This is a genomic window from Mesorhizobium sp. WSM3859, from assembly GCF_002295065.1.
Classification (GTDB): domain Bacteria; phylum Pseudomonadota; class Alphaproteobacteria; order Rhizobiales; family Rhizobiaceae; genus Mesorhizobium.
Genome location: NZ_NSGG01000016.1, coordinates 57,270 through 70,229, shown reverse-complemented (window position 1 = coordinate 70,229; position 12,960 = coordinate 57,270). Strand labels below are relative to the sequence as shown.

At 58.7% G+C, this 12,960-nt stretch carries 9 protein-coding genes and 5 pseudogenes; 3 read left to right on the top strand and 11 right to left on the bottom strand.

Translation table 11 applies throughout. From position 1 onward, the window contains the following. Positions 1-864: 864 nt before the first annotated feature. The 5 genes from CK230_RS26900 to CK230_RS26880 all read right to left on the bottom strand — a co-directional run bounded on the left by CK230_RS26900 (position 865) and on the right by CK230_RS26880 (position 7,034). A complete protein-coding gene (locus CK230_RS26900) occupies positions 865-2,880 on the bottom strand; it encodes a carbamoyltransferase (RefSeq protein ID WP_095796003.1) in 2,016 nt (671 codons plus the stop codon). A gap of 294 nt (positions 2,881-3,174) precedes the next feature. Then, positions 3,175-3,963 carry an ABC transporter permease gene (locus CK230_RS26895; RefSeq protein WP_095795955.1) on the bottom strand — a complete coding sequence of 263 codons (789 nt, stop codon included), beginning with the start codon at positions 3,961-3,963 and terminating at the stop codon, positions 3,175-3,177. 3 nt (positions 3,964-3,966) lie between these two features. Further along, positions 3,967-5,034 carry a nodulation factor ABC transporter ATP-binding protein NodI gene (gene nodI / locus CK230_RS26890; RefSeq protein WP_176480231.1) on the bottom strand — a complete coding sequence of 356 codons (1,068 nt, stop codon included), beginning with the start codon at positions 5,032-5,034 and terminating at the stop codon, positions 3,967-3,969. Between the two features lie 4 nt (positions 5,035-5,038). Further along, positions 5,039-6,313 (bottom strand): chitooligosaccharide synthase NodC, encoded by a 1,275-nt coding sequence (gene nodC, locus CK230_RS26885; protein WP_095795957.1) that lies wholly within the window; start codon positions 6,311-6,313, stop codon positions 5,039-5,041. Positions 6,314-6,440: 127 nt separating this feature from the next. Continuing rightward, on the bottom strand, positions 6,441-7,034 hold the full coding sequence (locus CK230_RS26880; protein ID WP_095795958.1) for a NodA family N-acyltransferase: 594 nt from the start codon (positions 7,032-7,034) through the stop codon (positions 6,441-6,443). 373 nt (positions 7,035-7,407) lie between these two features. On the opposite strand from CK230_RS26880, the pseudogene CK230_RS26870 reads away from it, so the two are divergent. Next, positions 7,408-7,837: pseudogene (locus CK230_RS26870) on the top strand (transposase); the annotation flags it as partial. Positions 7,838-8,009: 172 nt separating this feature from the next. Further along, positions 8,010-8,138, top strand: a pseudogene (locus CK230_RS34115) (FAD-dependent hydroxylase); the annotation flags it as partial. On the opposite strand, the pseudogene CK230_RS32745 reads toward CK230_RS34115, so the two are convergent. The 5 genes and pseudogenes from CK230_RS32745 to CK230_RS32735 all read right to left on the bottom strand — a co-directional run. Then, positions 8,138-8,236, bottom strand: a pseudogene (locus tag CK230_RS32745) (transposase); the annotation flags it as partial. The pseudogenes CK230_RS34115 and CK230_RS32745 overlap by 1 nt on opposite strands. 56 nt (positions 8,237-8,292) lie before the next feature. Continuing rightward, on the bottom strand, positions 8,293-9,465 hold the full coding sequence (locus CK230_RS26860) for an MFS transporter (RefSeq protein ID WP_095795959.1): 1,173 nt from the start codon (positions 9,463-9,465) through the stop codon (positions 8,293-8,295). Positions 9,466-9,759: 294 nt separating this feature from the next. Next, the gene (locus CK230_RS33775) at positions 9,760-9,876 is read right to left on the bottom strand and encodes a transposase (RefSeq protein ID WP_245330172.1); all 117 of its coding nucleotides are present in this window, start codon (positions 9,874-9,876) and stop codon (positions 9,760-9,762) included. 548 nt (positions 9,877-10,424) lie between these two features. Next, positions 10,425-11,207 carry a sulfotransferase gene (locus CK230_RS26850; protein WP_095795960.1) on the bottom strand — a complete coding sequence of 261 codons (783 nt, stop codon included), beginning with the start codon at positions 11,205-11,207 and terminating at the stop codon, positions 10,425-10,427. Next, positions 11,204-11,401, bottom strand: coding sequence for a hypothetical protein (locus tag CK230_RS32735; RefSeq protein WP_141246108.1), 198 nt, complete (start codon positions 11,399-11,401; stop codon positions 11,204-11,206). The genes CK230_RS26850 and CK230_RS32735 overlap by 4 nt, the downstream gene beginning before the upstream one ends. A gap of 391 nt (positions 11,402-11,792) precedes the next feature. Here CK230_RS32735 and CK230_RS33770 point away from each other — a divergent pair. Next, positions 11,793-12,069, top strand: a pseudogene (locus tag CK230_RS33770) (LysR family transcriptional regulator); the annotation flags it as partial. A gap of 366 nt (positions 12,070-12,435) precedes the next feature. Here the strand turns inward: CK230_RS33770 and CK230_RS26840 are convergent. After that, positions 12,436-12,579 (bottom strand): annotated as a pseudogene (locus CK230_RS26840) (helix-turn-helix domain-containing protein); the annotation flags it as partial. Between the last annotated feature and the right edge of the window lie 381 nt (positions 12,580-12,960).

The following is a 12,960-nucleotide window of genomic DNA, read 5'->3' as shown; positions in this document are numbered from 1 at the left end:
AGATGTTGCACAACGGGGTACTCAAGCGAATGGAGCAGACCGACCGTTCTGCTGAAAGGGTCGACGAAGCGGCGGAAATATTCGCCGAGACTGTTCGCCCTGCCGGAAGCACTCAGACGCTCGGCATGTGAGAGCCAAGCCGCCACATCGGCTTTTGCAGTAGTAGACAACGGACGGCATCACTCGTCCCGGCCATCCGATATCGCCGCTACCATTCGCGCTCGAGCACCGTGGCGACCAGATCGACCGACGGCGAGCGCGACCCGTCGTCGCGGCTTAGCCTTCGCGATGCCGACAGTCCGATCATCACTCGGCCGGCCCGACCCGCGTCCGCCAGACTGCGCCGCCTTATCGCCTGGCTTATGCCGCCACGGATCGCTTTGACCTGGTCGCTTCAGAGCCTCACCGGCCAAATCCCTTCCTCTGGATCTCTCGACATCAACGGTTTTACCTCGACATCTAATGCGCCGTAGAAACCCAACAGCTCGCCTTGGCCACGCCCTCATTCGCTGACCTCGATACGAGGCGATGACGCGCTCGACGCGGCTCCAACTGCCGGGTTCGTCAACGAATTTGACCTTCGGACTCGCCCTTCGCCGACGCTTGGAAGCGTGCCATTGTGCGGGGCTCTAGATCCGCGACATGCCTTGCGCAAGGTCGTGGTGAGCGCCAGGCCGCGGATGAATTCAATATAGTTGGCGCGGCACCAGTCGATGACCTGCGGGCTGCAATAAATGGCTGTGGATCAGGATCCGGGTGTTCGGCCAGTTACTCCGGATCCCCCGCGCCAAGCGGCGTGTCGTATGAAGGTGCTTGGACACACCAGTGTTTCGGCAGCTGTTATCGGTCGTCCAGGCTTTGGCATCAGTTTTGGTGGACGCGAGCAGCTTGTGAGGGGTGCATCCGAACGTGGCGCTGCTCCCACAATCGTCTCAGCTCTGATGTGAGAGCCTCGCGCTGGGTTTGATCCAGCGTAATTGTGTCGAGGAGATCCGCGAGCACGGCCTCGCCTTCGATCCGCGTCAGCAGATCGAATAAGTCATGTGAAATACGCGCACAGTCACGGTTATCCGTTCGAATTTCGCAGACGGTCTCCTGGCGATCCTGCGCCGTGTATGCGCGGACTTTATGCAGGGATACATAAGGCGGCAATGAAACCGCGAGCGCAGTCCAGTCCTGCAGCGTTGCGGCCCGTTTTTTTACGAGGTACGGCCCGACCACAAGTCCATCCAGCTCTGTCGTCAGGAACGTGGCAATCGAGTCTGCAACCGAATCTACTATCGGCTCGGCATTGTTGTTAAAGGACGTATTGAGCAGCATCGGGATGCCCGTCCGCTGCTTGAAGGCATTGATGACGTCCCAGTAGGCAGGACTGGCCTTGCGCGATACTGTTTGCAGCCGAGCCGTACCGTCGACGTGCGTGATGGCGCCGAGCAAACCACGTTTGGAATCGTGCACACGAACTACGAAGTTCATGAACGGAAATTCGCACGCACTACCCGGGAGGTCAAAAAATTCGCGCGCATGCTCCTCCAGCACTGATGGGGCGAACGGGCGGTACCCTTCCCGCTTCTTGACCATAGCGTTGATCCGGTCCTTGTTTGTGGCGGGCCTGGGGTCGGCAAGAATGCTGCGATTTCCGAGCGCGCGCGGCCCGAACTCCGAACGACCTTGCACCCAGCCGATCACGGCGCCACCGGCCATCCACTCGGCTGCCCTATCCGCCACTTCCTCGGTGCGTTCAAATTCCAGGTGCCCCGCCCATGCCTTTAGTTCCTCTTCGACAGCGTGATCACTCGCGAGATCCGGCCCCCAATAAACCTCCTGCAATCGCGCACGCGGCGCGGGGCGGCCCAGCTCATTAGACGCGATTAGTGCAGCGCCTAATGCGCACCCAGCGTCATGCGATGCGGGCTGCACGAAGATGTCTTCGAAAAGTCCTGAATAGAGCAGCTTGCCGTTCATGGAGCAATTGTGCGCAACTCCGCCGGCCAGGCACAACCGCGTCATCCCGGTGGCCTCACGATAATGCCGAAGGATGTGAAACACGATGCGTTCGAGCGCTTCCTGTAACGACGCACTCACATCCTTATGCTGCTGGGTGAACGGCATTCCCTTTTGCCGAACCTGAATGCTGCGGAGCAAAGTCGGACCGATGCGGTCCAGGTGGACGCGATACTCGCCGTTTGCAGAGAGTTCATAGAACTGCTCGAAAAGCTCGCGATAGGGAACGGGATCGCCGTAGGGGGCAAGCCCCATTACCTTATATTCATCGAACAAGCCGTAGCCGAGATAACGGATCGTCTCGAGATAAAATTGCCCAAGGGAATTGTTCTCTGGGAAAGTCGCGAGTTGCGAAATTTCAGTACCAGATCCTATCGCCATAAGGCCCGACAGGAAATCACCAGAGCCATCGATCGCGAAAATCAGACTTTGATCGAAGCCCGACATTGCAAAAGCACTCACGGCGTGCGCCTGATGATGACTTACGAATGAGATACGCGAAGCGTCGAGTTCGGTACCGAACTCCTGCGCCAGCAGCCTCTGCATCAACAGTTTAGCATCCAACGGAATGGAAGCGTCCGGCTGGGAAACAAGCATGTTTTCTAGCATGGCATTCGAGTAGGCTTCGGTAGCGTAGAACGCCACACGATCGATTTCGCTGAGCTGAACCCCGGCTGCTGAAAGACAGTATTGAGCCGCACTAATTGGGAGCTTGTTGGAATGTTTGATCCGATTGAGGCGCTCCTCTTCTACGGCCGCAATGACCTGTCCGTCCCGGACGAGCACCGCAGCGCCATCGTGCATGAATGTGTTTGGAATCTGAAACCTGTTTTCATAGACTTTGTCCAATCCGCCGTTCAATCCTAGACACAGCATCTCGCTCTCCATTTGTCGTAGAGGAATACTAAATTGGCCTGTCTCGAGGCCGTTCGATCAGAAGGACGGGACGCGTTGTCGTTCGCCCCGGCGAATGCCAGTCAGACATCACTGACCTCAAAGAAATTCTCTTGGGTCCGCCGGGATCAACATAAGATCCTGTGCTCGAGACGTCGGGCTTTCCATAGCGTTGTGAGATCGAATCGACGCCAGCCAAAACCCTTCGCGGCACATGCTGGCGACGTCGTTCTTATTTGCGTCCATAGCGCATGGTTTATCTCCTTCTCTTTCGCGTCAGCGCATCAGTCGGCGGCGCAACAGCGCCATCGAGAGGAAGAATGGCAACAGCGCGTACAGGCCGAGCACACCGATGTGCAGGGCGATGCCGGCGATCGAGCGATCAAGCATAACCGGACGAATAAGGTCGATCGAATGTGACAGCGGCATGCATCGCGCTATCTTCTGAAAGGCGTCAGGCAGCTGATTCAATGGGAAAACGGCGCCCGACAGGAACAGCATAGGTGTAAGCACAAGCGTCTGGTAAAATACGAAGTAATCGTAGCTGGGCGAAAGTGCGGTGACGATCATCGCGAGGCTCGCAAATACGCACCCCGTCAGAGCAATAATTGGCAGCGCATAGAGGACGGACGGCCAGGCTGCATAGCCCAACATTACGGTGACAATGGTAATTGCCGTACCGGCCAGGAAGGCCTTGGTGGCTGCCCACGCCAGTTCACCCAGAACGATGTCGCCGAGGGTAACGTGCGTATACAGCATGGCTTCCCATGTGCGTTGAGAATGCATGCGAGCGAAAGCCGCGTACAATGTTTCGAGGGTAGAGGCGGTCATCGCACTTACCGCGACCATACCGGCCGCCAAAAAGGCGATATACGACGCACCGTCGACGTGGCCGACCATTATGCCGAGGCCGGTGCCGAGGCCGAAAAGGTAGATCATCGGATCGGCGAGGTTACCGAGAATCGACACGAGTGCGACTTTCTTCCATGCCAGATAGTTGCGGCGCCACACCGCAACCCAGTTCCACGCATTGGCCGGCAACGCCGCGGCAAAACCTTCAATCATCGTTCACTCCTCCATCTCGCGCCCGGTCAGCCGCAAGAAAACATCCTCGAGATTGGCTGGACGCAGAAGAAGACGCAGACCTGCTCGCCCCTGCAGTTGCGCGCGCACCTGGTCGGGGTCTGGCGCATAGCAATAAAGGGTTTCGCCGCTGACCTCGATGCGCTGAGAATGTGGCTTGACCAGCGAATGCAACTCGTGCGGATCGCCGCCGTAGATCTCCATGACCTGGCATCCGATATGCTCATCGATCAGCGCCTGCGGCCGGCCTTCGGCGATGTAGCGACCCTTTTCGAGCACGCACAGCCGATCGCATAGTCGCTCAGCCTCTTCCATGAAATGCGTCGTCAGGATGATCGTCTTGCCGCGTGCCAATAGGGCGCGCAGCCGCTCCCAGATCAGGTGGCGCGCATGCGGATCGAGGCCGGTGGTCGGCTCGTCCATCACAATGAGCTGGGGGTCGTTGATCAACGCCCGCGCCATCGTCAGGCATCGCTTCATGCCGCCGGACAGTTCCGAGACGCGCGCATCCGCCTTGCGCTCGAGGCGAGCGAATTCGAGAAGCGACGGGATGACCGCTTCGCTCTGGCGTGTGCTCATGCCGAAGTAGCGGCCGAACACCAGCAGGTTCTCGCGTACGGTGAATTCCTGGTCAAGATTGTCGAATTGCGGGACCACGCCAATGCCCCTACGTGCCAGGCGAGCGCGCGCCGGCACCGGGACGCCGAGCACCGTGATTGTGCCCGCGTCAGGGCATGTCATGCCGAGGAGCATTCGCGCAATCGTGCTTTTGCCCGCCCCGTTTGGTCCTAGGAGGCCGAAACACTCTCCCGATGCAACGGTGAACGACAGTTCGTCGACAACGACCTTGTTCCCATACGACTTGGTTACGCCGGCGAAATCGACTGCCACGGTCGACAGAGAGTCAGGCACGGAGCTTTTCGCGCTTGTCTGCCCGTGAGACTCCCGTTCGATCGGACCGGTCTCGAACCGCGGCAAATCCTCTGGGTCCAACTTCCGACTCAACGCTTGATCTTTCTGGTCCTGGCTCAAAACTCTTCCACCTGCGATCACGTGACTATTGCTGTTCTCTGTAAGCTGCGTCGGATCCGACCAAGTTGGGCTTTGGAATGGCGCCGCCGGTGTTTGGCACATTGGCCGCAGAGCTTCGCGACAACCAATCGCTATTGCTCAATGTACACAGCGCGTATGCTTTCAATGGGAGCAAGACAAAGATGTTGATGAGTGTGTGGAGCGAGAATCCGAGAAATCGGAGTTGGCGCGCACGAAACGCTGCCACGCTGCAGCGAATTACAGTCATGACCGCAATCGTCAGGCATGCCGTCCAAGGCACAGTACCTGTCGTTACGAATTGCGCGAGCCCCGCCAGGAGAGACAAAGAGAGCAATAGTGGGCCAAGGTTCTGTCCAATCACGTCCAATGTGAGATAAATATTAAGGCCGCGCAGGAGTTGGAGCGCCAGCAACGTGTCACGGAACGTGCTCCGGGCCCAGCGAAGCTGTTGACGCAGATAGGGGCCCATGCTGTTGGGAACGACTGTTGCCGCGACGGCCTCCGGCACATATTCTGTTCGAAAGCCTGCTTTCAGCATCAGGATCGTAAGGTGGCGGTCCTCACCGAAGTCGCTCGGCTTGCCTCGAAAGCGCTGCGTCTCGTACTGATCCAGCAGCGAAACAAGCGCGGATCGCCGGTACATGGCACACGGACCGCAGCAACACATGACGGCACCGAACCGAGCCTGCGCTGCCCGCTCTTCGTTGCAGGCCAGCCAGTACTCCATGTCAATCAACCGCGTCAGCCAAGTTTCATTGCGATTGCTAGCCGCCAACTGGCCCATGGCGGCGCCGATCGCTTGATCTTGCATCTTTAGCGCAAGCCTTGTGATGACGTCCGGCGCGAGTATCGTGTCCGAATCTACATTGAGCACCAAATCTCCGCACGAGCGGCGAACCGCCGCGATCTGTGCCTTGCGCTTTCCGACATTCTTTGGGAGCGCAATGAAGTTGAACCTCGGGTCGCTCGCGTATTCCTCGTGTACACCTGAGAGAGCATCGCGGTTTCCAGAACCGTCATCAACAACATAGACCTGCAGTTCTCCGGCATAGTCCTGACTTGCAATGGAAGCCAGGCAGTCCGAGAGGGTGCGAGGTGCCTCGTTGTAGCACGGGATAATGACATCGACGCTCGGCCAAGGCTCACAGCCGGCCGGTTGGCCCGAGGTCGGCGGTACGTTTGCAGGCAGGGTATAAAGCACCTGCGCGGTCTTATAGACGGTCGACAGCAGCGCATAAGAGCAGACGGCGACAATACTGGCTGGGGCAAAGAGGTTCATGAGATGTCAGATTTTTCAGTGCATTTGAGGAAGCGAGCGGACAATAAATCCGAGGTCAATGCTGGATGCAGATCGGTCAATGCGATGAGGGGCGTGTCGCGGTGACTGATATCATTGCGGGTGTCCTTCATAGCTCTGGACCGTTCCGATCGATCAAAGTGCCGGCCGGCCACTTGCTCATTGAGCGTCCAATTGGGAGCACCATGACGAGTACGTCGTCGTCGACTCGCGTGGGAGGGAGATCGGGGTACACGTCCGGGTGGGTTGAACGCACGCGAACGCCCGACAAAATGCTCGCCAAGCCTTTGCGGCAGAACCTGCCAACATGGTTCCGGAGCGCGTGCCGAACCGTGCCGAAAGCGAATGGAACGCCAAGCTGCTGCAGCACTGGATACATCGCGCTGATCGAATGGGCGATTCCTAGCCCCTCAAGATCCGGACGCACCCCGTATAGACCGAGTTCAGCGACGAGCATATCAACGTCGCCAACTTTGATGTATCGGCGCAGCACGCCCAAGTGAGCTGCTACTCCGTGCACATCATAACCGATTGCGCGGACCTCCGGCCTTGCACCGGCCCAACTTCGACCGCCTGCGAATTGCTTTCCATTAAAGGCTCCGACAGGCTCGTAGGTCTTTCGGAAGAACTCAGAGAGTTCGAGGTGATCCGAAAGCCGCAACTCATTTTCCCAGCACAACCTCCACTGCACGTCAGAGCGCATGCGAAGACTTCCTCTTTTTCGGGTTCTTTTGCGCACTACGCGGTGGTGCAGCGGCAGTGCACGTCATGTGGGCGGTCTATGAACGACCCGCACAGATTGGTAAAATTGATTGTTTAGATCGCGAGCATCCACGCTATGGATGCTAAGCCCATGTTTCAAAAGCGCTGATCTGAACCTTTTCTGGTCGTGCTCGAGGGCCCATAATGCGACGGCACCGATGGCGGCTGTCGGTGACACAACCTGCCTCAAGAGCGGCCGCCGGCGGCGTGTCTGCGCCTCGTGCCGAAGCGGCGATCAAGTGGAGGATGGACCCGACTGTTAGGCGTCAGCAAACGCGGCGACCGTTGACCTACGCTTCGCGACGCAGCTCTGGATCGAATAGAGAGCTCAATTGATGAGCGACGAGTGGAAAGCATTCATGGCCGTTGGTGAGAGCTTTGCCAAGCACGTGACACTGAAGCTTTCCAGTGGTGAGGATGTTCGCGACGCCGTCCACGTCAATTCGGTGGAGGGCTTCAACGCCCGTGTCCGCCGTCCCATCGCTGGCGTCTTTCATCATATCGGCCCGGAGCAGCCGACCTGTCTTTTCACGAGATTGGCTTCCGATGGTCGCAGCGCGTGGTGTCTGGGAGCGCCGTTCGGAAAACCCGGCATGGTCGAGAAGTCTCGAGAACCATCGGTCGCGCGTGCCGCCGGCGCTGCAACTACTGACCGTCTTTCGCGCCGCCACGGGCCGTCAGATGCGCCGAAGCTCGGATGGAGGAATCATCATCAAATCAACCGTAGTAGCTGCATTTGATTGATAAAGGTGGTTGCAGCCTTGTCGCGCCTTCAGCAAAGTAGAAATGTCGCCACGGCCTTTCAAAGGGCGGGGCACAACAAGTTAGAAATGCGACAGTGGCGCGCTTCCCTGGCTGATGATCGAACCATTCAATCGCGATCTGATGGTGGGGGCGCTCGTGCCTCACCCGGCGACATCAGACGATAGCGATGTTGCCCCTCGCGAAAGGCGTGTCGTCGCTGCTTTTGACTTTGCCCTCAAACGAGGCCGAAGAACTGCTTGCCCTTGATGACGAGTTGTTCCTGATGGAGTTGACGAAGCGCTGGTCGTTCTGTTCGAGCAGGATTGCGCCGACCAGGCGCACGATCGCATCGTCGTTCGGGAAATTTCCGACGACCTCGGTGCGCCGCTTGATCTCGCGCATCTCGGAATGTTGTCGCATCGCCTTACCCTTCGTATTCAGCCTACCATGAGCGGCTATTCCGCCGGCCGCGTCTGCAGGACAGTACGGCGGTCGACTGACTGCAGCAGCACAGCGGCGGCGACGGCTAGCAGCGCCAGCGCCGCACCTACCAGCGGCAACTGGGCGTAGGACACGCCCCAGGAGATAGCGAGGCCACCGATCCAAGCGCCGCCGGCATTGCCGACATTGAAGGCGCTCTGGATGAGCGTGGCGGCAAGGTTCGGGCACTCGGCAGCCGCCTCGACGACGCGGATCTGCAGCGGCGGCACGACGATGAAGATCAGCATACCCCATAGGAAGACGATGGCGATAGCAACCATCGCTATCGCACCGAATTTGGCGAAGACGACGAACATCAAGGCCATGGCGAGCAGCGTGCCGATTACCGTCGGCATCAGCCTCCTTTCGGCCAGCCTGCCGCCGATGAGGTTGCCTATCGTCATGCCGGCGCCGAACAAGAGCAGCACCCAGGTGACGGTCGCCGTCGACAGGCCGGAGACGTCGGTGAGATAAGGCTTGATGTATGTGAAAACCGCGAACAGGCTGGCCGAGGCAAGCGAGGCGATCAGCATCGCCAACCACACCTGCAGCTTGCCGAGCACGCGCAATTCAGCGAGCAGGCCGCCACCGCTCGGCTCGGCGACATCCGAAGGCACCAGCCGGGCGATGGCCGCGACCGAGACCAGCCCGATGCCGACGACGGCAAGGAAGGTGGCGCGCCAGCCGAAGGCTTCGCCGAGCGCGGTGCCGGAGGGGACGCCGAGGATGTTGGAGAGCGTCAGCCCGGCGAACATCAGCGCGATCGCGCTTGCCCTTTTGTTGCGCGGCACAAGGCTCGCGGCGACGACCGAGCCGATGCCGAAGAAGGCGCCATGGCCGAAAGCGGTGAAGACGCGCGCCGCCATCAGCAGCCAGTAATTGGGCGCAAGCGCGCAGAACAGATTGCCGATGACAAAAAGCGTAGCGAGGCCCACAAGCACCGGCTTGCGCGGCAGGCGGGCCGTCGCCGCGGCGACGATCGGTGCGCCGATGACAACGCCCAGCGCGTAGCCGGTGACGAGCAGGCCGGCCGATGGAATTGAAACGCCGAGGTCGGCGGCCACCTCCGGCAGCAGTCCCATGATGACGAATTCGGTGGTGCCTATGCAGAAGGACGCAATGGCAAGCGCAAGGATCGGCAAAGGCATGGGTGTCCAGACTCGCTCGGTGATGACTCGCGGACAACCAAGCATGTGCCGTTCCGAATAAAAGGTCATTCTGGAACAAGCAGATAGCCTAAACAGGTACGTCGCATGTCCGACATTGTCGCCCGTCTATGTCATTTTCTGCACTGCTGCCCGGGAAGCCCATGCCGCGCGTTGAGGGAGTTTTCCGGCTACCTTCTGAGCATCGGGTGTGAATGCTCCACCGGCTAAAGCCGGTGGCTTCAGGTTACGGCTTAAAGCCGGATCGGTCCGCCATCCGGCGGACAGGGCGCGAACTCACGTCACGTTGAAATTGTTGTCAGGCTCGGGCGGTGTCTGGTTCTTGATGTACCCCACCCACATTTCGTCGGTCACATTGCCGCTTGTGGCAACCCAATAACCCCTCGCCCACAGATGCTGGTCCTAGTAGCGTTTGCGCAATATCCCGAACTCGCTCAGCAGCTTGTGTGAACTGCGTCGCTTCAGGTGCGCACCGCACGCGATACCGACAGGTTCGGCGGGACCGACACAAGCATGGCACGTCGATCCGGCGTGAATGACCATTTCGTGCGCTCGCGCCGTCTCACGCAGCAACTCCCGGTATCGCTATACCCATGCGCATGTTCGTGCTGCTTCCCGGTGTTGCGAGCACAGGAGGCCATTCGAGCCCTTATTGCCATTCCGGCGCGCTGGCTCTCGCCGGCGGAATCTTGCCTACCTGCGGTTTCTACAAGCTTTTCGTTTCGCTCGGCCTGGAATGTCTTACGCCATTGCCGTATGAACATGGACGTGCCAATTGCGGGAAGCGGTGATGGTGGTGCCGGTGCCTTGCGGGTGTGTCGGTCTCTAGGTTTGGATGCCCATGCTTGCCCTTCCTCGTCGAGCCGCTTTTTCGCCCTGAATTCAGCGCTGCGCAGTTGTCGGAAGGGCGAGCGAGCTCGTCGACATCGGTATCCCGGAGCCTAAGGAAGGGCAGGCTGTCGCTTTCCGCTGTGCCGACCATTCAGACGGTCACCAACCTCAAAGAATCGCGCGTAAGGTCCGCCTGCGAAGTGACGCCGCAAATCTCCGAAATTCTCTATCGTTTGGTCCAGGGGGCGCGCTTCCTGCCGCTTAAGGATAGTGGCACCAGAGAGCCGAACCGCTGGAATCCCTAGGAAACCCCAAATTGTTGCCAAGCACGCAGAGGGTTCGCCAAGGAGGCTCTCGTACTCGACCACATGCAAGTCGGTGGACGCGAAGGAGCGCGCGACGAGATTGTGGAATTCATCGGCGGTCTTGAAATAAGCCTCGCAGCAGGCGACTGTCAGTTTGACGCATGGATTCGCGTCGTTGCCCGAAGTGTACTTAAGCCATTGGCGGGTTTGCCTCGCCTGTGTCAGCGATCGCAGCGATTCCAATGTGTTTCTGCGTACTAGAAGGATGACCTTCAGGCATGGCCAACGAGCGAGCTCAGCAAAAAAGCCCGGACGCTCGCGAAACTGAGGTTCGTTGATCTTGCAACCAACGCGCGTAACCTTCTTGTTGGTTGCGTTGGGATAACGCAAGTAGGCAAGCTCGAGGAGCTCGCGATCGCTGCCTAGCAAGCGGTCCTTATCGAGCCAGTTAGTATCATAGGGGTTGAGCAACTCACCATTGCTCAGTACGCTCGGATGCTCGTTCAGCAGTTCTTCCAAGTAATGCGTACCCGCCCTCGGCATCGCAAGGATCACAAATGGGCTAGGTGAAGGCATTGGATGGGTCATGCAAGTGTTTCCGTTCCAAGGTTTGTTCGGCTGGGTTGACCTAAGATGTCAGCCTGGATGAAACGGCGCAGCAACTCTATGTAAGCCGCCATCATAAAAATGGCTTTTCGAAAGAAATCGGCGAATTCTACATAGTCTGCAAGTCCCCAGCTCATTTCCCAGCATAGTCTACCGGCGTACTTTGGAAAGCGCATGGAATAACTTCCTCTTGCCGTTTCTTGGGGTACGCGTCACGCGATCCGATCTCAAACAGTCTGGAAGCGTACGGAGCTTTGCCGGTGGTATGCCTCCAAGCGGCCTTTGGGGCTTGGTTGCATCAGCCAGATCGATGGAGCTTGCGCAACGTCGAAGAACATGGCTGGAGTGAGCATGGCCTCATTTGATGCTAGACGTATACTTCAGAAAACAGGGCAATGAACGGCCATATTTATATGTCCGAAGATGACTCTCGCGGTTCGCATTTTTCTATGCAGCACTCCATAAACGTCGTAAAATCAATTGTTCGAATACTTCACATCCACGCCGTGGATGAATCGACCGTGCGCTTCAAGGGCCTTAATGTGAATGCTCCACCGGCTAAAGCCGGTGCGCGACTTTTTCCGCGATGAGGTATTTATCATGAGAGGCCGTGAACTTGTCCCAGCACGCCGTGCGGAAGGGCTCGGCCCCGTGGTCCGCGAGGCTCTGCTGCACATCCAGCTCTCTATCATTCCCTGGGATAATTCAACCCAACCCAATCGGCGCGTCGCTTCAGGATCGGCATTTCCGATTCATGACGGTCGTATTTTTTCAAGCGGTCGTGGAGCGTGTCGCACGGGAGGCGCCCGCGACCAGCTTTGAATTGCTGCCTCTCGAGGACGACCTGCGTGTTGCCGGGCGATCGCCGTGGTGACGAGGTCGACCTTCCCATCCGACAGCCTGTCGGCACGCTGGTCCAGTTGCCGATCTGAATGATGGAGGGTCGCACGGCAGCGATGAGGGTGAAGGCGACACCGCACCTCCTATGCGAACTCCACCTTGAGCTGTCTAAGCTTGCGGCGTGACCACTTACATCGCGAAGGAGACGTACAAGACGGCGCGCATCGTCGGTCCGGAGAAACGGCCGAAACACCTCCGCTACCGTGAGGATGTACGATCGTTGTTGCGGACCGTCATGTCCTCGCTCAGGCGGCGCAGCGGGCTCAACAATGGCCGGGGGCGACTTCGCGACCTGACATCATTCAGGCGTTTAGAATTTCTTCACCTCAATTCCGTACCGGCCCAGAGCATAGCCGACTTGCCGCGGCGTGAGGCCGAGGATATGAGCCGCCCTAGCCTGGACCCTGTTGGCCTTTTCCATCGCGTCGATCAGCCCGTCGCGTTCCGTCAGCCGCGAACCCATTGTGGAGCAATTGGGCTCCTTCGGATCGTCGCTCTTGACGATTCGTTCGGTCGCTCACCTCGTGTGCCGGCTGCGCCGGATGCGGCTGACCATGGAACGACAAGCGTGCAACCACGGAACCGGCTGGGCGCTGCGGGTCGAAAATCGCGGCGGTCCTCTCTCGTTCCAAGACACAGCAATCCTGACCGATCGCTCCGTAGAGGGACGGCCCTGCCATAATCAGCACCGAAAGCCGATTGACCGGCCCAGATACCTCGTCGTCCGCACCAGGAACACAGACGCCTGAAAGAGCAGATCACGCTGTCGCCCATACAAGGGGAAGAAGGCGTCATGCTCTTCACGGGGATCGACGATTCCGCGCAGCCGCGACCG